Source organism: Streptomyces iakyrus (assembly GCF_000717055.1).
GTDB lineage: Bacteria > Actinomycetota > Actinomycetes > Streptomycetales > Streptomycetaceae > Streptomyces > Streptomyces iakyrus.
On sequence record NZ_JNXI01000015.1, the window covers coordinates 142,696 to 161,362 of the forward strand.

An 18,667-nucleotide genomic window follows, 5' to 3' on the forward strand; every position below is an offset into this window, starting at 1 on the left:
GCCTGGTTGTTGCAGAAGCCCACACGGATAGCCGAGGCCTTGGAGCGGCTGCGGTTTCACGCTGAAGCTGGCAATACCGGCGCCATGACGCTGGCGGTCGATCTGCTATACGCGGCCGGACGGGTAGAAGAGGGTAGAACACTGAGGCGGTACGGCTGGGAGCCGAAGGGATGGATTGCGGAGAGGTGGGAGGTTCCGCTGCCTGCCAGGTGAAGCCCGCCCAGCAGGCCGCAGCCCATGCAACAGTCCCCCCGACCCTGGCGGTCACTGCTGTCGGCGTCGGTGACGGTGCTCTGTAGGCCACCGTCCGTGGGGGCATGATTCTCCCGAGCGCGGAACGGGCCTGAACGCGCGACCGCCCCCCTTCGTTTTCGAATCGGGGGCGGTCGTCGTTGGACGGTTACCAGCCTCGTGCGCGCCACTCTGCGAGGTGGGGCCGCTCCGTGCCGATGGTGGTGTCGTTGCCGTGGCCGGGGTAGACCCAGGTCTCGTCGGGCAGGACGTTGAATACCTTGGTCTCCAGGCCGTCCATCAGAGAGTTGAACTCTTCAGGCTGTGTTGTCCGGCCAGGCCCGCCGGGGAACAGGCAATCCCCGGTGAACACATGGGGGTGCCCGTGCGGGTCGTCGTAGACGAGGGCGATCGAACCGGGCGTGTGCCCGACCAGGTGGCGCGCGGTGAGTTCCACGTGCCCCACCCGGATGGTGTCGCCGTCGTCGACCGGCACGTCCGTCCGTACGGGGATGCCCTCGGCGTCCTCCCGGCCCGCGTAGGTGCGGGCGCCGGTGGCCGCCACCACCTCGGCGAGCGCCTGCCAGTGGTCGCCGTGCCGGTGGGTGGTGACGACGGACGCGATGCCGTCGCCACCGATCATGCCGAGCAGTGTGTCCGCCTCGTTGGCGGCGTCGATCAGCAGCTGCTCGTCCGTGGCCCGGCAGCGCAGCAGATAGGCGTTGTTGTTCATCGGACCCACCGCGATCTTGGTGATCATCAGGTCCTTGAGCTCGTGCACATCGGCCGGTCCGCCGACCGTCACCTCTCCGCTGTACGTCATGTCCGCCAGCCTATAGCGGCGGCAGCGCCGGAAGCGGGCCGCCGGCCGAGGTCAGCGCGGATCCGTCGCGGCGGCCGGCGAGCCAGCCCAGCAGGTCGGCCGGGGGGCCCGTGACCGTCACCTCGGGCCCCTGTCCGCCCGGGTTCCGTCCGGTGCTCCACGCGCGCGTGCCGTCCGTGACGCGGGTGGCCGGTACGCCGGGGTGCCCGGCGAACCGGTCGGCCAGGAAGTCGATCTCCCGCTCGGTGAATTCCGCCGGCAGGTCCTCCAGCTCGTATCCGATCCCCAGGTCCACGTGGTGCAGCTCCACCTCCACCCACCGCCTGAACGGCACCCGGGACGCGGAGTCCGTGACCCCGTTGCGCAGCTCCACCGTGCGCGACCAGTCCGCGGGAGCGTCCCCGGCCTCCTGGAAGCGGGCCGCGCTCTCGCGCAGGTCGGCGAGCTGGACGTCGAGGGCGCGGGGGGCGTCCCGCTCGATGTCGGCGTCCCGGGCCCCGCCGGAGACGTACATGGGGCGCCCTTCGAGCACGTTCACCAGGGCATCCGCGTTGCGCGCCAGGTGGGCGAGGACATGGCCACGGCTCCAGCCGGGCAGCTGTGACGGCTGCGTCACAGACGCGTTGTCCAGTTTGCCGACTGCGGTCAGCAGCCGCTCCGTCGCGTCCCGTACAGACGCCAGGTCATGAGCGTGATCAATCATGGTCCTGACCCTAGCTCCGCCACTCCTTCGGGTGAAGGTGGTGAAGCTGTGCCGTAAATCGAAAGCACGTGCTATATGGTCGGACGTGGCGTCGGGCATGCTGGAGAGCCGGGGTTTGTTGGCAACCCGTGAATCCGACCGGCGTTGTCAGTGGCTCCCCCTAGTCTGAGAAAGACGGGGGCCCCGCCCCTGTCACTTCTCTCAAGAAAGGTGCGGACCGGCGTGGCCGACCGTCTCATCGTTCGTGGAGCGCGCGAGCACAACCTCAAGAACGTCTCGCTCGACCTCCCGCGCGACTCGCTCATCGTCTTCACGGGCCTGTCGGGGTCGGGCAAGTCCTCGCTGGCCTTCGACACCATCTTCGCGGAGGGGCAGCGGCGCTACGTGGAGTCCCTCTCCTCGTACGCCCGCCAGTTCCTCGGCCAGATGGACAAGCCGGACGTCGACTTCATCGAGGGCCTCTCCCCGGCCGTCTCCATCGACCAGAAGTCGACCTCGCGCAACCCGCGCTCCACGGTCGGCACCATCACCGAGGTCTACGACTACCTGCGTCTGCTCTTCGCGCGCATCGGCAAGCCGCACTGCCCCGAGTGCAGCCGCCCGATCTCCCGCCAGTCGCCGCAGGCCATCGTCGACCGGGTCCTGGAGCTTCCGGAGGGCAGCCGCTTCCAGGTGCTGTCGCCCCTGGTGCGCGAGCGCAAGGGCGAGTTCGTCGATCTCTTCTCCGACCTCCAGACCAAGGGCTACTCCCGCGCGCGCGTGGACGGCGAGACGATCCAGCTCTCGAACCCGCCCACGCTGAAGAAGCAGGAGAAGCACACCATCGAGGTGGTCGTCGACCGCCTCACGGTCAAGGAAGGCGCCAAGCGCCGCCTCACCGACTCCGTCGAGACCGCCCTCGGCCTGTCCGGCGGCATGGTCGTGCTCGACTTCGTCGACCTCCCCGAGGACGACCCCGAGCGCGAGCGCATGTACTCGGAGCACCTCTACTGCCCGTACGACGACCTGTCCTTCGAGGAGCTGGAGCCCCGCTCCTTCTCCTTCAACTCGCCCTTCGGCGCCTGCCCGGACTGCACCGGCATCGGCACGCGCATGGAGGTCGACCCGGAGCTGATCGTCCCGGACCCGGACAAGAGCCTCGACGAGGGTGCCATCCACCCCTGGTCGCACGGCCACACCAAGGACTACTTCGGCCGGCTGATCGGTGCCCTCGCCGACGCGCTGGGCTTCCGTACGGACATCCCCTTCGGCGGCCTGCCGCAGCGCGCCAGGAAGGCCCTGCTCCACGGCCACAAGACCCAGGTCGAGGTCCGCTACCGCAACCGCTACGGGCGCGAGCGCCGCTACACCACGGCCTTCGAGGGCGCCGTCCCCTTCGTCAAGCGCCGGCACAGCGAGGCCGAGAGCGACTCCAGCCGCGAGCGCTTCGAGGGCTACATGCGCGAGGTGCCCTGCCCGACCTGTCAGGGCACGCGTCTGAAGCCGGTCGTCCTCGCGGTCACGGTCATGGGCAAGTCCATCGCCGAGGTCTCGGCGATGTCGATCAGCGACTGCGCGGACTTCCTGGGCGAGCTGAAGCTCACCGCCCGCGACAAGAAGATCGCCGAACGCGTGCTCAAGGAGGTCAACGAGCGGCTGCGGTTCCTGGTCGACGTCGGCCTGGACTACCTCTCGCTGAACCGCGCGGCAGGCACCCTGTCCGGCGGCGAGGCCCAGCGCATCCGCCTGGCCACCCAGATCGGCTCCGGCCTCGTCGGCGTCCTGTACGTCCTCGACGAACCGTCCATCGGTCTGCACCAGCGCGACAACCACCGGCTGATCGAGACCCTGGTCCGGCTGCGCGACATGGGCAACACGCTCATCGTCGTCGAGCACGACGAGGACACGATCAAGATGGCCGACTGGGTCGTCGACATCGGCCCCGGCGCCGGTGAGCACGGCGGCAAGGTCGTGCACAGCGGCTCCCTGAAGGAGCTCCTCGCCAACGCCGAGTCGCAGACGGGTCAGTACCTGTCCGGCAAGAAGGCCATCCCGCTGCCCGGGATCCGCCGCCCGCTGGACCCCACCCGGCAGCTCACGGTGCACGGCGCCCGGGAGAACAACCTCCAGGACATCGACGTCTCGTTCCCCCTGGGCGTGTTCACCGCCGTCACCGGCGTCTCCGGCTCCGGCAAGTCGACGCTGGTCAACGACATCCTCTACACGCACCTGGCCCGCGAGCTGAACGGCGCGCGGAGCGTGCCCGGGCGGCACACGCGCGTGGAGGGCGACGACCTGGTCGACAAGGTCGTGCACGTGGACCAGTCGCCCATCGGCCGCACCCCCCGCTCCAACCCGGCCACGTACACCGGCGTCTTCGACCACATTCGCAAGCTGTTCGCCGAGACCACCGAGGCGAAGGTCCGCGGCTACCTGCCCGGCCGCTTCTCCTTCAACGTCAAGGGCGGCCGCTGCGAGAACTGCTCGGGCGACGGCACCATCAAGATCGAGATGAACTTCCTCCCGGACGTGTACGTCCCGTGCGAGGTCTGCCACGGCGCCCGGTACAACCGGGAGACCCTGGAGGTCCACTACAAGGGCAAGTCCATCGCCGACGTCCTGAACATGCCGATCGAGGAGGCCACGGAGTTCTTCGAGGCGGTCCCCGCGATCTCCCGCCACATGAAGACCCTGAAGGACGTCGGCCTCGGCTACGTCCGGCTCGGCCAGGCCGCGACCACCCTCTCCGGCGGCGAGGCGCAGCGCGTGAAGCTCGCCAGCGAACTGCAGAAGCGCTCCACCGGCCGCACGGTCTACGTCCTGGACGAGCCGACCACCGGTCTGCACTTCGAGGACATCAGCAAGCTGCTGACGGTCCTGTCCGGACTGGTCGACAAGGGCAACACGGTCATCGTCATCGAGCACAACCTCGACGTGATCAAGACCGCCGACTGGATCGTCGACATGGGCCCCGAAGGCGGCGCCGGCGGCGGTCTGGTGGTCGCCGAGGGCACGCCCGAGCAGGTGGCCGGGGTCCCGGCCAGCCACACCGGCAAGTTCCTGCGGGAGATCCTCGGCGCCGACCGCGTCAGCGACGCGTCCTCGGTGAAGGCCCCGCGCAAGACGACCGCCCGCAAGACGGCGGCCAAGACGGTCGCGGCCAAGACCGCGTCGACCCGCACGACCGCCACCAAGACGGTCAACAGCACGGCCGCCAAGAAGACGGCGGCCAAGACCACCAAGGCCGCCGCGAAGAAGACGACCCGGACCAGCAAGGGCTGAGGTGTCCCGCTCCACGCGCCGTGCCCCACAGGCAACGTCCTGTGGGGCACGGCGCGTTCGGTGTGCGCTCAGGCGCTCTTCGGCTCCACGAACTGCATGTCGAGCTGGATCTTGACCACTTCGCCGAGCAGGCCGGGGGCGAAGTCCAGCCCGAAGTCGCCGCGGCGGATCTCGCCCGTCGCCTCGAACCCGGCGTGCCGGCTGCCGTCCATGGGCACATCGACCAGCCCGCCGAACTCCACGGCGAGCGACACCGGGCGGGTCACGTCGCCGATCGTCAGCTCACCCTCCATGGTCCAGTCCTCACCCCCGCCCGACACCCTCGTCGAGCGGTACGTCATCGTGGGGCGCTTCGCCACGTCCAGCAGGTCGGAGGCCCGCACATGCGCGTCCCGGTCGGCGTTGCCGGTGTTGACCGAGGCCAGGTCGACGGTCGCGGAGACACGCACGTCCTCGATCCGCTCACCGACGAACAGTTCGGCCTCCAGCCGCTCGAAGCGCCCCCGCACCTTGGCGATGCCCAGGTGCCGGATGGTGAAGTTCACGGAGGAGTGGAACGGGTCGAGGGCCCACTGACCGGAGGCCAGCGGCAGGGCGGTGGTGGCGGTGTCATTCGTCATGCCCTCCACCCTGAGGGCCGCGCGGCGACGAAGGGAGACCGGCCGGAGCCTGGTAGTGACGGGGCCACCCTCCGCGCCCCCGGGCGCTGTACGTTCGTCCGGGTGAGCGACAACGAGTTGGGCACGTTCCTGCGCACCTGGCGCGAAGCCGTCACCCCGGCCGAGGCGGGCCTGCCCACAGGCCCCCGGCGCCGCACCCCGGGCCTGAGACGTGCCGAACTGGCCACGCTCGCCGGCGTCAGCGTCGAGTACCTCACCCGGCTGGAACAGGGCCGCGACCGCAATCCGTCCGCCCAGGTGCTCGGCGCCCTGGCCGACGCCCTGAACCTCTCCCTCACCGACCGGATGCTCCTGCGCCGCCTGACCAAGGAGGCGGACGGCGGCGACCCCCTGGTCTGCGGGGCGGCCCCGTCACTCAGCCGCGCGGCGCGCCCCACCGTACGGGCCGTCCTGGACCGCCTGGAGCCGGCTCCCGCACTGGTGATCAACTGGATCGGCGACGTCATCGCCCACACGGCCGGGTACGAGCGGCTGGCCGGCCCCCTCGGCATGCTGGACGACGAGCGGCCCAACCTGCTCCGGTACCTGTTCACCGACGAGCGGGCACGGAGCGCCTTCCGCGACTGGGACCGGGTGGCCGACGACCTCGTCGCCCGGCTCCGGCACGGCGTCCCTCTGAGGGACCCGTCCCTCGCCGAGCTGGCCGACGAGCTGACCGTGACGGCGGGCGCGGACTTCGCCGACCGGTTCGCCGATCTGGCCATGACGCCGCGGCGGACGGGCTCCCAGCACATCGAGCACCCGGAGGCCGGTTCCCTGCGGCTGCTTCAGGAGACGCTCGCGCTTCCCGACGAGGGGCAGCGGCTCGTCATCCACCTGCCTGCGGACGACGCCACGGCCGCCGCCCTGGACCGGCTCAACGGCCGCCGCCCCGGCGCCCTGCGCGCGGTGGCGATGGGGGAGACCGGCTGAAGGCGACCGGCCCCTCCGCAGCCGCCGGAAGGGCCGCCCGGCGTCAGCCCTCCAGCTCGTGCGCGTACGGCGGCTCCGCCCCGGCCCGCGAGCAGGTGACCGCCGCCGCGCGGGCCGCGAAGCCCAGCAGTTCCGTCCAGCCGCCGGGGCCCAGTTCGGCCAGTGCCCGGGCGCTGAGGGCGTCGCGTTCGGCGAGCCCGTGCAGCAGGGCCGCGTTGACCGTGTCGCCCGCGCCGATCGTGTCCACGACCTCCACGCGTTCGCCCGGCACCGCGTACTCGCCGCCGTCGGCCGTGTAGGCGGCCAGCCCCTCGCCGCCCCGGGTGATCACCACCGCCGCCGGACCGGCCGACAGCCACTCCCGGGGCGTCCCCCCGAGCCAGTCGGCGTCCTCCGCGGACAGCTTCAGCAGCGACACCGACGGCAGCCAGCTCTTGAACCGTGCCCGGTAGGCGTCCGCGTCGGGGATCAGCCCGGCCCTGATGTTCGGGTCCAGCGCCGTGAACACGCCCTGCGCGGCCGCCCGCCGCATCAGCTCCTCGTACGCGCTCGCCCCCGGCTCCAGCACCAGCGAGCAGGTGCCGAAGGACACCGCGCGGGTGCCGGAGGGCAGCGCGGAGGGCGCTTCGAACAGCCGGTCCGCCGTCCCGTCGACGTAGAAGGAGTACGCCGCCGAGCCGTCCGCGCCGACCGTGGCGACGGCGAGGGTCGTCGGCTCGGTGCCCCGCTGCACCGAGGTCACGTCGACCCCGGTCGCGTGCAGCCGCTCCAGCAGTGCCTCTCCGAAGGCGTCGGACGACACCCGGGAGCAGAAGGCGGCGGGGGAGCCGAGGCGGCCCAGCGCCACGGCCGTGTTGAACGGGCCGCCGCCGAGCGCCGGCTGCAGGGCCGCCAGGGCACCCGCGCCCCGCGGTACCAGGTCGATCAGGGCTTCACCGGCGACGACGATCACGACGGGGTTCCTTCCTCGGACGGGCTGGGGCAGCCGCACGACGTGCGGTGGACGAAGGCGCAGGGCAGGCGCACGGTCCGGGCGGGCCGGTCCGGCTCGGCGAGACGCTCCAGGAGCACGTGGACGGCCCGGGCGCCGATGTCCCTGCCGGGCTGCGCGACCGCGGTGAGACGGGGCGAGAACAGGTCCGCCCAGGCGAAGTCGTCGAAGCAGCACAGGGCGATGTCGTCCGGCACGGACCGGCCGTGCGCGCGCAGGGCGCGCAGCACCCCGATGGTCATGGCGTTGTTGCCGGTGACCAGCGCGGTGGGCGGCACGCCCAGGGACAGCAGGGCCTCGGTGGCCTGCTCGGCACCGGCCGACTCCGAATCGCCGTGCACCAGCAGCCGCCCGTCGTACGCCAGCCCCGCGAACGCGAGACCGCTGCGGTAGCCGGAGATCCGCTCGCTCGTGGTGCTGAGCCCCGGCCGCCCCGCCACCAGCCCGATCCGGCGGTGACCGAGCCCGGCGAGATGGGTGACCAGCCGGGACGTCGGTTCGGCGTTGTCGGCGCACACCTGGTCGAAGCGCGGGCCGCTGTCGGCCCCGGGTCCGTCCACCAGCCGGTCCAGGAACACGGCCGGTACGTCGTGCCGCCCCAGATAGGCGAGCAGCCCGCCCGGGTCGGCCGAGGGCGCGATGATCAGGCCGTCCACCCGGCGTTCGTGCAGCAGCTGGACGACCTTGCGCTCGTGCTCGGGGTCGTCGTGCGGATCGGCGATCAGCAGGCTGTAGCCGGCCTCCAGCGCGGCGGCCTCGACGCCCTGGAGGATCTCCGTGAAGTACGGGTTGCTGATCGCCGAGACCGCCAGCCCGATGGACCGGGTGCGGGCCGTCACCAGGGAACGGGCCAGTGTGTTCGTGGTGTAGCCGAGTTCCTCCACGGCGTCCAGGACCGCCTGGCGGGTGTGCGGCAGCACCGGCCGGGTGCCGTTGAGCACGTGCGAGACCGTCGCCACGGAGACACCGGCGCTCCGCGCTACGTCGGCCATGGTCGCCATGGGCGTTCCCTCCCTCCGCTTCCGGCGGGGAAGGTATCGCATAAATCGCCGGACGTAAACGTTTGCGCAATCGCTTACGCGCCGCCGAGTGACAACCACAGAGGTCACTCAGGGCTCGGTCCGCTACCCCCAGTCCCAGCCGATTCCCAGGAACCCCGCCCGCACCCGCGGCTCGACCAGATGCACCGACCGGTGCCGGCCGCTCAGCGCCAGGTCCTGGCATCCGCTGCGGGGCGCCGCCACCGAGTGCTGGGCGAAGCGGTGGCAGCGCACCGGCAGGGCCGCCGCGTCGAAGCACACCTGGAGGGCGTACTGGCCACCGGGGGAGTCGAAGCCGCGCACGTACTCGTGTGACGTATCCGCCGTGCCGTCCTCGACGCCGTAGCGGAACAGGAAGGTGTCCCCGGCCCGCAGCCGGGTGTCGAAGAGCAGCTCGGCCGCGAGCACTCCCGTGTCACGGTGCCAACGGACGCGTCCGGTACGGCAGTTCTCCAGCGCGTGCACCCGCATGCGCTCGGGCTCGGCACCCCGGTCGCCGTGGTGGACGGCCACGAAACGGTCGATGCCGTCCCGGTGGGCGCGCACGATGTGGTGCGACTCGCGCTCCGCCAGCTCGCGCCGCGCCCCGATCCGGAGCCGTTCGTGGTGGCCGAGGGCGTGCAGACCCCCGTCCGGCGGGCAGTCCAGCTCGGCCAGCAACTGGTCCAGCACCCCCGAGGCCTCGACGAGGGAGCGGTAGGAACGGGCGGCGGGCCGCAGCCCGGCCGGGCCCTCCCCGGAGTCGGCGAGCAGCCGGATCAGGGACTCCTCGGGAAGCTCCAGGATCTCCTCCAGCGCGCGTACGGCCCGCAGCGACTCGGGGCGCTGCGGACGCCTGGCCCCCTGCTGCCAGTAACTCAGGCTCGTGACGCCGACCTTCACCCCGTGGCGCGACAGATGGTGCTGCACGCGCTGCAGCGGCAGCCCGCGGGCGGCGATCGCGGCCCGCAGGGCGACGTGGAAGGGGCCGCCGCTCAGGGCCGAATCCAGTTCCGCGGTGGCGACGTCCGCGTGCTGTGGGGCGTACGGCATGCAGGGGCCTCTCTGTGAGTCGGCGACGGCTGGTCAGACCGTCCGCACGGGCCGCCCGGGTGCCGTCCCGCCGGCGCGGGGCAGGTCTTCACATGCGTACGCCGTCGTTCAGGGCCCCGAGTTCCCCCGCATTGAAGCGTGTTGACCTGGTCCCGACAACACCTGATGCCGGACAGTGACGTACCCGCGCCCGCCGACGCCGTCCGGACATGCGGACGCCCGGGGCGCACGCCCCGGGCGTCCGTAGGGTGGTGTGCTTCTAGGAGCGGTCGCTTCCGCCCTGTTCCCGCAGGGCCAGGCGCTTCGCGCGCGTGATGTCGGGGTCGCGCGGGTCCAGGGCGTCGCGCAGCGCCAACGGCTCGTCCGTGTACCGGCGGGCACGGACCGCCCGCCGGGTTTTCTCGATCCGCATCTGCTTCATGTGCGCAGCCCTCCGACCCGTGGCCCGCCCGCTCCGCACCGGGAACGACGGTCCGCACCGACAACCTGTGCCTGCACCGGGACGGGGTTCCGTCCGCCGGACGTCGCCGTGTCCCGTGGGTGAGCCCCATTCCCGCTCCCGGGGGGCCGTAACCCCTGAGCGGGACATGCCGTTGGAAACTGCCCTCGTGCCGGGACCGTGATCGTGCCCCGTGGCCGCGCCGGACTGTCGGTGCCCGCCAGTAGGGTGTGAGACATGGCCGACCCCTCCAGCTACCGCCCCAAACCGGGTGAGATCCCCGACTCGCCGGGGGTCTACAGGTTCCGCGACGAGCACCGCCGGGTGATCTACGTCGGAAAGGCGAAGAGCCTGCGCCAGCGCCTGGCGAACTACTTCCAGGACCTGGCGGGCCTGCACCCGCGCACCCGCTCCATGGTCACCACGGCAGCGTCCGTGGAGTGGACGGTCGTGTCCACGGAGGTCGAGGCGCTCCAGCTGGAGTACTCGTGGATCAAGGAGTACGACCCCCGGTTCAACGTCAAGTACCGCGACGACAAGAGCTACCCGTACCTCGCGGTGACGATGAACGAGGAGTACCCGCGCGTGCAGGTGATGCGCGGTCACAAGAAGAAGGGCGTCCGCTACTTCGGGCCGTACGCGCACGCGTGGGCGATCCGTGACACGGTCGACCTGCTCCTGCGCGTCTTCCCCGTGCGCACGTGCTCGGCCGGTGTCTTCAAGAACGCCGCCCGCACCGGCCGCCCCTGTCTCCTCGGCTACATCGGCAAGTGCTCGGCCCCCTGCGTCGACCGGGTCTCCGCCGAGGAGCACCGCGAACTGGCCGACGAGTTCTGCGACTTCATGACCGGCCGGACGAACACCTACATCCGCCGCCTGGAGAAGCAGATGGCGGAAGCGGCCGACGACATGGAGTACGAGCGGGCGGCCCGGCTGCGCGACGACATCGGCGCCCTGAAGAAGGCCATGGAGAAGAACGCGGTCGTGCTCGCCGACGCGACCGACGCCGACCTGATCGCGGTCGCCGAGGACGAGCTGGAGGCGGCCGTCCAGATCTTCCACGTGCGCGGCGGACGCGTGCGCGGCCAGCGCGGCTGGGTCACCGACAAGGTGGAGGAGATCACCACCGGCGCCCTCGTCGAGCACGCCCTGCAGCAGCTGTACGGGGAGGAGACGGGCGACGCCGTCCCCAAGGAGGTCCTGGTCCCGGCCCTGCCCGACCCCGTGGAGCCCGTCCAGGGGTGGCTGGCCGGGCGGCGCGGCTCCGGCGTCTCCCTGCGCATCCCGCAGCGCGGCGACAAGAAGGCCCTCATGGAGACCGTGCAGCGCAACGCCCAGCAGGCGCTCGTGCTGCACAAGACCAAGCGCGCCTCCGACCTGACCACGCGCTCGCGCGCCCTGGAGGAGATCGCCGACGCGCTCGACCTGGACAGCGCCCCGCTCCGGATCGAGTGCTACGACATCTCCCACCTCCAGGGCGACGACGTCGTGGCCTCCATGGTTGTCTTCGAGGACGGGCTCGCCCGCAAGAGCGAGTACCGCCGCTTCCAGATCAAGGGCTTCGCCGGGCAGGACGACGTCCGCTCGATGCACGAGGTGATCAGCCGCCGCTTCCGGCGCTATCTCGCCGAGAAGGAGAAGACGGGCGAGTGGACCGACGGGGAGAACGCCGAGACCCCTGAGACCGACAGGAACGGCGAGCTCGTCGGGACCGGCCTCACCGAGGACGACGGCCGCCCCAAGAAGTTCGCCTACCCGCCCCAGCTCGTGGTCGTCGACGGAGGCGCCCCGCAGGTCGCGGCCGCCCGGCGCGCCATGGACGAGCTCGGCATCGACGACATCGCCGTGTGCGGCCTCGCCAAGCGCCTGGAGGAGGTCTGGCTGCCCGGCGACGACGACCCGGTGGTTCTGCCCCGCACCAGCGAAGGTCTGTACCTGCTCCAGCGCGTCCGTGACGAGGCCCACAGGTTCGCGATCAGCTACCAGCGCACCAAGCGGTCCAAGCGATTCCGCTCCAGCCCCCTGGACGACGTCCCCGGCCTCGGGGACACCCGCAAGCAGGCACTTCTGAAGCACTTCGGTTCGTTGAAGAAACTGCGATCCGCCACCATCGACCAGATCTGCGAGGTCCCCGGCATAGGCCGCAAGACGGCCGAGACGATCGCGGTGGCCCTCGCCCGGTCGGCTCCGGCCGCACCCGCCGTCAACACGGCGACTGGAGAGATCATGGAGGAGGAACCCGGCACCATGGGTTCCAGTGGGGAACCCGTGACGACGGGCGCCCCGGACGAACGACGGGGGCAGGAGACATGAATGTGAACGAGCACGACAGCCGCACAGAGCACGCCGGAGACGGAGCACAGGTGAGTACGGGCACGCCCAACGAGAAGACCCCGGTCCCTGACGCGGCCATCCCCGAGCTGGTGATCATCTCCGGCATGTCCGGGGCCGGGCGCTCCACGGCGGCGAAGTGCCTGGAGGACCTCGGCTGGTTCGTCGTCGACAACCTGCCGCCCGCGCTGATCCCCACCATGGTGGAGCTCGGCGCCCGCTCCCAGGGCAACGTGGCGCGGATCGCCGTCGTCGTCGACGTCCGCGGCCGCCGCTTCTTCGACAACCTCCGCGAGTCCCTCGCCGACCTGGAGGCGAAGAACGTCACGCGGCGGATCGTCTTCCTGGAGTCCTCCGACGAGGCCCTGGTCCGCCGCTTCGAGTCGGTGCGCCGCCCGCACCCCCTCCAGGGCGACGGCCGCATCGTCGACGGCATCGCCGCCGAACGCGAGCTGCTGCGCGAGCTGCGCGGCGACGCCGACTTGGTGATCGACACCTCCAGCCTCAATGTGCACGAGCTGCGCGCCAAGATGGACGCCCAGTTCGCCGGCGAGGAGGAGCCGGAGCTGCGGGCCACGGTCATGTCGTTCGGCTACAAGTACGGCCTGCCCGTCGACGCCGACCTCGTGGTCGACTGCCGCTTCCTGCCGAACCCGCACTGGGTCCCGGAGCTGCGCCCGTACACGGGCCTGAACGAGGAGGTCTCGGGCTACGTCTTCAACCAGCCCGGCGCCAAGGAGTTCCTCGACCGCTACACGGAGCTGCTCCAGCTCGTCGCCACCGGTTACCGCCGCGAGGGCAAGCGCTACGTGACCATCGCCGTGGGCTGTACGGGCGGCAAGCACCGCTCGGTCGCCATGTCGGAGAAGCTCGCCGCCCGGCTCGCCGCCGAGGGCGTGGAGACGGTGGTCGTACACCGGGACATGGGACGCGAATGACACCACGTACACCGCGGCTGAGCCGGCTGCGCCGGGTGGTGCCCGAGGGCAACGGCGGAAAGGGCGGCCGGCCCGCCGAGGCCCGGGGCGGCAAGCCGCGCCGCCGGGGCACCCAGCCCAAGGTCGTCGCCCTCGGCGGTGGCATGGGTCTGTCCGCCTCGCTCGCCGCGCTGCGCCGGATCACCGGCGACCTCACCGCCGTCGTCACCGTGGCCGACGACGGCGGCTCCAGCGGGCGCCTGCGCGACGAGCTCGGCGTGCTGCCGCCCGGCGACCTGCGCAAGGCGCTGGCCGCGCTGTGCGGTGACGACGACTGGGGCCAGACCTGGGCCCGGGTCATCCAGCACCGCTTCCAGTCCCAGGGCGACCTGCACGAACACGCGGTCGGCAACCTGCTGATCGTCGCCCTGTGGGAGCAGCTCGGCGACCACGTGCAGGCCCTCGACCTGGTCGGACGACTGCTGGGCGCCCAGGGGCGCGTGCTGCCGATGTCCGCCGTGCCGCTGGAGCTGCAGGCCCTGGTCAAGGGCCACGACCCGGCGCGTCCGGAGGAGGTCGACACGGTCCGCGGCCAGGCGACCGTCGCCCTCACCCCGGGCGAGGTGCAGTCCGTGCACCTCGTGCCGAACGACCCGCCGGCAGTGCCCGAGGCGGTCGAGGCCGTCCTGGACGCGGACTGGGTGGTGCTCGGCCCCGGCTCCTGGTTCTCCTCGGTCATCCCGCACCTGCTGGTGCCCGAGCTGCTGGACGCGCTCAGCCAGACGAAGGCCCGCCGGGTACTCTCCCTGAACCTCGCGCCGCAGCCCGGAGAAACCGAGGGCTTCTCCCCGCAGCGTCATTTGGAGGTTTTGGGACGACACGCCCCTAAACTCGCCCTGGACGTGGTGCTGGCCGACGAGGCCGCCGTGCCCGACCGCGACTCCCTGACCGATGCCGCCAAGCGGTTCGGGGCCGCGGTTGAGCTGGCGCCGGTGGCCAGACCCGACGGAACCCCGAGGCACGACCCGGAGCTGTTGGCCGCCGCGTACGACCGTATTTTTCGGATGCATGGAAGGATCGGCCCATGGCGATGACGGCAGCGGTGAAGGACGAGATCTCCCGGCTCCCCGTCACCCGGACCTGCTGCAGAAAGGCGGAGGTCTCCGCCATCCTGCGGTTCGCCGGCGGCCTCCACCTGGTGAGCGGTCGGATCGTGATCGAGGCAGAGCTGGACACCGCGATGGCGGCCCGCCGTCTCAAGCGGGACATCCTGGAGATCTTCGGCCACGGCTCCGAGCTGATCGTGATGGCTCCGGGCGGGCTGCGAAGAGGCTCGCGCTACGTGGTGCGCGTGGTGGCGGGCGGTGACCAGCTTGCCCGCCAGACCGGCCTGGTCGACGGGCGGGGCCGCCCGATCCGCGGCCTGCCGCCGCAGGTGGTCTCGGGGGCCACCTGCGACGCCGAGGCGGCCTGGCGTGGCGCGTTCCTGGCGCACGGCTCGCTCACCGAGCCCGGCCGCTCCTCCTCCCTGGAGGTGACGTGCCCGGGTCCCGAGGCGGCGCTCGCCCTGGTGGGCGCCGCCCGTCGGCTGTCGATCGCCGCCAAGGCCCGCGAGGTGCGCGGGGTGGACCGGGTCGTCGTCCGGGACGGTGACGCGATCGGCGCGCTGCTGACGCGCCTCGGCGCGCACGAGTCGGTGCTGGCCTGGGAGGAGCGCCGGATGCGCCGCGAGGTGCGTGCCACGGCGAACCGGCTCGCCAACTTCGACGACGCCAACCTGCGCCGCTCGGCCCGCGCGGCCGTCGCCGCGGGCGCGCGGGTGCAGCGCGCCCTGGAGATCCTCGCCGACGACGTGCCCGAGCACCTCGCCGCCGCGGGCCGGCTGCGCATGGAACACAAGCAGGCCTCCCTGGAGGAGCTGGGCGCGCTCGCCGACCCGCCGCTGACCAAGGACGCGGTCGCCGGCCGGATCCGCCGCCTGCTGGCCATGGCCGACAAGCGCGCCTCCGACCTCGGCATCCCGGGCACGGAGGCCAACCTCAGCGAGGAGCTGGCCGACAACCTGGTGGGCTGATCCCACACGACGTCAGAAAGCCGGTACCGGCGCCCACTCGGGTGACCGGCACCGGCTTTCGCGTGTCGCTGAGGCACCCTTGACTCGATCATGGTCTGTCATGAGCCTGGCATCTGTTCGCTGCTGTGGCGGACCCACGCTAGGGGGGTTCATGAGACGAAGAGCGAGATCGATCCTCGCTGTCGGCGCGCTCCTGATCGGCGGAGCGAGCTTTGCACCCATCGCCCAAGCACAACCGGTACGCCAGACCTCGTCCGACCCGGACGAGGTCAAGGTGTTCCGCGCCGAGGTCACCCAGAAGCAGGTACCCCTGCTGCTGGCCGCCGGCCAGGACGGCCACGAACTGAGCGAGCGGGTGCCCGAGAAGGGCACCGCGACCGTCGAGGCGTATCTGACGGCCCGGCAGGCCGAGAAGCTGGAGAAGCAGGGCGTCGACCTCACCGAGCACAGGGTCTCCGCCCGGGCCGCGGCCCGCGTCGAGGACGCCGCCGAGGGCGTGTTCCGCCCGTACAGCGGCAAGGGCGGCCTGCGGGAGGAACTCCTGCGGACCGCGCAGCAGAACCCGGACCTCACCAAGGTCGTCTCCATCGGCAAGACCATCAAGGGCCAGGACATCCTCGCGCTGAAGCTCACCAAGGGCGCGAAGAAGACGAAGGACGGCTCCAAGCCCTCGGTCCTCTACATGTCCAACCAGCATGCGCGCGAGTGGATCACGCCGGAGATGACCCGGCGCCTGATGCACCACTACCTGGACAACTACAAGAAGGACCGGCGCGTCAAGAAGATCGTCGACTCCACCGAACTGTGGTTCCTGCTGTCGGCCAACCCCGACGGCTACGACTACACCTTCGCCGACCCCGCCAACCGCCAGTGGCGCAAGAACCTGCGGGACGTCAACGGCGACGGCACCATCACCACCGGCGACGGCGTCGACCTCAACCGCAACTTCGCCTACAAGTGGGGCTACGACGACGAGGGCTCGTCCCCGAACCCCACCAGCCAGACCTACCGCGGCGCGGGCCCGAACTCCGAGCCGGAGACCCAGGCCCTGGACGCCTTCCAGAAGCGGATCGGCTTCACGTACGGCATCAACTACCACTCCGCCGCCGAACTCATCCTCTACGGAGTCGGCTGGCAGGTGGCCACGCACACCCCGGACGACGTGGTGTACGAAGCGCTCGCCGGTACGCCCGACAACTCCGCGATCCCCGGCTACCACCCGCAGCTCTCCTCCGAGCTGTACACCACCAACGGTGAGGCGGACGGCCACGCGGCGAACGTCAACGGCCTGGCGATGTTCACCCCCGAGATGTCGACCTGCCAGACCGCCTCGGACCTCGACCCGAACGACCAGTGGAAGGCGTCCGACTGCCAGTCGGTCTTCACCTTCCCGGACGACGAGAAGCTGATCCAGCAGGAGTACGCCAAGAACGTCCCGTTCGCGCTCTCCGTCGCCGAGTCCGCCGCCCGTCCCGACCGGCCGTCGTCGTCGGTCGGCCTGACCGCCGCCGACTTCACCCCGGCCGCGTTCGGCACGTCGTACTCCCGCGGCGCCGACCAGGAGGTCTCCGTCGTCGTACGGAAGTCCGTGCGCGACAAGGAGCTCAAGTACCGCGTCAACGGCGGCCGCACCGAGGACATGGCCCTCAAGCCCTGGAAGGGCGGCGAGACCTACGGCGGTGAGGACAACCTCTACTTCGACGAGTACCGGGCGAAGGTCAAGGACGGCGAGCCGGGCGACAAGGTCGAGGTGTGGTTCACCGGCGAGGCGAAGAACGGCAAGAAGGTCTCCAGCGAGCGCTTCACCTACACCGTCGCCGAGCGACCCCGGGCGAACACCCTCGTCGTCGCCGAGGAGGGCGCGGCCGCCACGCAGGCACAGACGTACGTGGACGCGCTCAAGGCGAGCGGCCGCAGGGCGGTCGTCTGGGACGTCGCCCAGCAGGGCGCGCCGGACGCGCTGGGCGTGCTGAGCCACTTCGACACCGTCGTCCACTACACGGGCGCGAGCGCCCCGGGTGTCGCCACCCAGCTCCAGCTGCGGGCCTTCCTCAACGAGGGCGGCCGGCTGATCGAGGCCGGTGAGCAGGCCGGCGGCAGCGTCGATCTCGGCGGCGCGCTGTCGAACGACTTCAGCCAGTACTACCTGGGCGCTTACACCCGCACCGCCACCCCGGGGGCCACCGGCTTCACCGGGTCCGGCGAGCTGGGCGGAGTGAACAGCCCGCTGGGCGCGGCCCCCGGCAATCCCCTGGACAAGGCCGGCACCTACAGCGTCACCTCCGACGAACTGGGGACCGACGCGTTCCCGCAGTTCGCGAGCAAGGGCGCCGGGCAGTTCGCCGGCACGGTCAACCCGTACGGCCCGTACGCGGGCTCGTCGATGGCTGCCGCCGTCCACACCGACGACGCCTACAAGCGCCTCACCCGCACCGTGGACCTCACCGGCACCACCGCGGCGGAGCGGCCCACCCTGCGCACCCAGCTCCTCTGGGACACCGAGGCCGGCTACGACCACGCCATCGTCGAGGTCCGCACCCCGGGCGCCGACGACTGGACGACCCTCCCCGAGGCGGGCGGCGCCACCAGGACGGCCGTCCCGGCGGAGTGCCAGGCCGGGTACTACGTCAACGAGCACCCCTGGCTCAAGCACTACCTCACCGTGGCGGACGACGGCTGCACCGCGAGCGGCACCACCGGCACCTGGAACAGCCTCACCGGCTCCTCCAACGGCTGGCAGCAGGTGAACTTCGACCTGAGCGCCTACGCCGGCAAGACGGTCGAGGTCTCGGTCAGCTACGTCACCGACCCGGGCAGCGGCGGACACGGCGTCCTGGCCGACGACGCCTCGCTCGTCGTCGGCGGCACGGCGAAGGACACCGAGGGCTTCGAGACCTCGCTCGGTCCCTGGAAGGTCACCGGACCGCCCGCGGGCAGCCCGGCCGTCCTCAAGGACTGGGCCCGCACCGGCGCCCTGTTCCAGACCTACGGCGCGGTCACCACGGACGACACCGTGCTGCTGGGCTTCGGCCTGGAGCACGTCACCGCGGCGGCCGACCGGACGGCACTGATGCGGAAGGCGCTCGCTTCCCTGGACGGGTGACATCCCTGGTCAATGGGGAACTCGTGCGATAGCGAAATCGAGTGATTCTGCTCTCGGCCGTGGGCGGTCCGTACCCCTACTGGCGGGTACGGACCGCCCTGCCGTGTATGGGGCATCTGGATGTCACCAC

General features: G+C 71.3%; 14 protein-coding genes. 7 read left to right on the top strand and 7 right to left on the bottom strand.

The features are described from left to right. Positions 1-400 precede the first annotated feature (400 nt). Together OO68_RS23705 and OO68_RS23710 are read right to left on the bottom strand one after the other, a co-directional pair. Positions 401-1,054 (bottom strand): MBL fold metallo-hydrolase, encoded by a 654-nt coding sequence (locus OO68_RS23705; RefSeq protein ID WP_033310726.1) that lies wholly within the window; start codon positions 1,052-1,054, stop codon positions 401-403. Between the two features lie 10 nt (positions 1,055-1,064). Further along, positions 1,065-1,757: a maleylpyruvate isomerase family mycothiol-dependent enzyme gene (locus tag OO68_RS23710; protein ID WP_033310727.1), complete on the bottom strand. Its 693-nt coding sequence runs from the start codon at positions 1,755-1,757 to the stop codon at positions 1,065-1,067. Between the two features lie 222 nt (positions 1,758-1,979). Between OO68_RS23710 and uvrA the strand changes: the two genes are divergently transcribed. Further along, complete coding sequence (uvrA, locus tag OO68_RS23715; protein WP_033310728.1) at positions 1,980-5,018, top strand: excinuclease ABC subunit UvrA; 3,039 nt, start codon at positions 1,980-1,982, stop codon at positions 5,016-5,018. Positions 5,019-5,086: 68 nt separating this feature from the next. Here the strand turns inward: uvrA and OO68_RS23720 are convergent, their stop codons facing one another. Next, entirely contained in the window at positions 5,087-5,638 is a 552-nt protein-coding gene (locus tag OO68_RS23720; protein WP_033310729.1) for a YceI family protein, read from the bottom strand. 102 nt (positions 5,639-5,740) lie between these two features. Here OO68_RS23720 and OO68_RS23725 point away from each other — a divergent pair, with 102 nt between their 5' ends. Then, on the top strand, positions 5,741-6,610 hold the full coding sequence (locus OO68_RS23725) for a helix-turn-helix domain-containing protein (protein ID WP_033310730.1): 870 nt from the start codon (positions 5,741-5,743) through the stop codon (positions 6,608-6,610). Positions 6,611-6,653: 43 nt separating this feature from the next. Here the strand turns inward: OO68_RS23725 and OO68_RS23730 are convergent, their stop codons facing one another. The 4 genes from OO68_RS23730 to OO68_RS46915 all read right to left on the bottom strand — a co-directional run bounded on the left by OO68_RS23730 (position 6,654) and on the right by OO68_RS46915 (position 10,094). Next, positions 6,654-7,562 (bottom strand): carbohydrate kinase family protein, encoded by a 909-nt coding sequence (locus tag OO68_RS23730; protein ID WP_033310731.1) that lies wholly within the window; start codon positions 7,560-7,562, stop codon positions 6,654-6,656. Then, complete coding sequence (locus tag OO68_RS23735) at positions 7,559-8,602, bottom strand: LacI family DNA-binding transcriptional regulator (RefSeq protein ID WP_033310732.1); 1,044 nt, start codon at positions 8,600-8,602, stop codon at positions 7,559-7,561. The genes OO68_RS23730 and OO68_RS23735 overlap by 4 nt, the downstream gene beginning before the upstream one ends. A gap of 123 nt (positions 8,603-8,725) precedes the next feature. Beyond that, entirely contained in the window at positions 8,726-9,673 is a 948-nt protein-coding gene (locus tag OO68_RS23740) for a hypothetical protein (protein ID WP_033310734.1), read from the bottom strand. A 259-nt stretch (positions 9,674-9,932) separates the two neighbouring features. After that, positions 9,933-10,094 carry a hypothetical protein gene (locus tag OO68_RS46915; RefSeq protein ID WP_167345916.1) on the bottom strand — a complete coding sequence of 54 codons (162 nt, stop codon included), beginning with the start codon at positions 10,092-10,094 and terminating at the stop codon, positions 9,933-9,935. Positions 10,095-10,349: 255 nt separating this feature from the next. On the opposite strand from OO68_RS46915, the gene uvrC reads away from it, so the two are divergent. The 5 genes from uvrC (at position 10,350) to OO68_RS23765 (ending at position 18,537) form a co-directional block, all read left to right on the top strand. Next, the gene (gene uvrC / locus OO68_RS23745) at positions 10,350-12,425 is read left to right on the top strand and encodes an excinuclease ABC subunit UvrC (RefSeq protein ID WP_033310736.1); all 2,076 of its coding nucleotides are present in this window, start codon (positions 10,350-10,352) and stop codon (positions 12,423-12,425) included. Continuing rightward, positions 12,422-13,381, top strand: a complete 960-nt coding sequence (gene rapZ / locus OO68_RS23750; RefSeq protein ID WP_033310737.1) for an RNase adapter RapZ — start codon at positions 12,422-12,424, stop codon at positions 13,379-13,381. The genes uvrC and rapZ overlap by 4 nt, the downstream gene beginning before the upstream one ends. Beyond that, entirely contained in the window at positions 13,378-14,454 is a 1,077-nt protein-coding gene (locus OO68_RS23755) for a gluconeogenesis factor YvcK family protein (protein ID WP_033310738.1), read from the top strand. Before rapZ ends, OO68_RS23755 begins: the two co-directional genes overlap by 4 nt. Beyond that, positions 14,445-15,434: a DNA-binding protein WhiA gene (gene whiA / locus OO68_RS23760; RefSeq protein ID WP_033310739.1), complete on the top strand. Its 990-nt coding sequence runs from the start codon at positions 14,445-14,447 to the stop codon at positions 15,432-15,434. The genes OO68_RS23755 and whiA overlap by 10 nt, the downstream gene beginning before the upstream one ends. Before the next feature lie 151 nt (positions 15,435-15,585). Next, the gene (locus OO68_RS23765; RefSeq protein WP_033310740.1) at positions 15,586-18,537 is read left to right on the top strand and encodes a M14 family metallopeptidase; all 2,952 of its coding nucleotides are present in this window, start codon (positions 15,586-15,588) and stop codon (positions 18,535-18,537) included. Positions 18,538-18,667: the final 130 nt, after the last annotated feature.

Excerpts from the sequence above, each read along its gene's own strand:
- OO68_RS23720 (WP_033310729.1), bottom strand. The coding sequence starts at position 5,638 with ATGACGAATGACACCGCCACCACCGCCCTGCCGCTGGCCTCCGGTCAG.
- OO68_RS23765 (WP_033310740.1), top strand. The coding sequence starts at position 15,586 with ATGAGACGAAGAGCGAGATCGATCCTCGCTGTCGGCGCGCTCCTGATC.
- OO68_RS46915 (WP_167345916.1), bottom strand. The coding sequence starts at position 10,094 with ATGAAGCAGATGCGGATCGAGAAAACCCGGCGGGCGGTCCGTGCCCGC.
- OO68_RS23740 (WP_033310734.1), bottom strand. The coding sequence starts at position 9,673 with ATGCCGTACGCCCCACAGCACGCGGACGTCGCCACCGCGGAACTGGAT.
- OO68_RS23755 (WP_033310738.1), top strand. The coding sequence starts at position 13,378 with ATGACACCACGTACACCGCGGCTGAGCCGGCTGCGCCGGGTGGTGCCC.
- uvrC (WP_033310736.1), top strand. The coding sequence starts at position 10,350 with ATGGCCGACCCCTCCAGCTACCGCCCCAAACCGGGTGAGATCCCCGAC.
- OO68_RS23735 (WP_033310732.1), bottom strand. The coding sequence starts at position 8,602 with ATGGCGACCATGGCCGACGTAGCGCGGAGCGCCGGTGTCTCCGTGGCG.
- OO68_RS23710 (WP_033310727.1), bottom strand. The coding sequence starts at position 1,757 with ATGATTGATCACGCTCATGACCTGGCGTCTGTACGGGACGCGACGGAG.
- rapZ (WP_033310737.1), top strand. The coding sequence starts at position 12,422 with ATGAATGTGAACGAGCACGACAGCCGCACAGAGCACGCCGGAGACGGA.
- whiA (WP_033310739.1), top strand. The coding sequence starts at position 14,445 with ATGGCGATGACGGCAGCGGTGAAGGACGAGATCTCCCGGCTCCCCGTC.
- OO68_RS23705 (WP_033310726.1), bottom strand. The coding sequence starts at position 1,054 with ATGACGTACAGCGGAGAGGTGACGGTCGGCGGACCGGCCGATGTGCAC.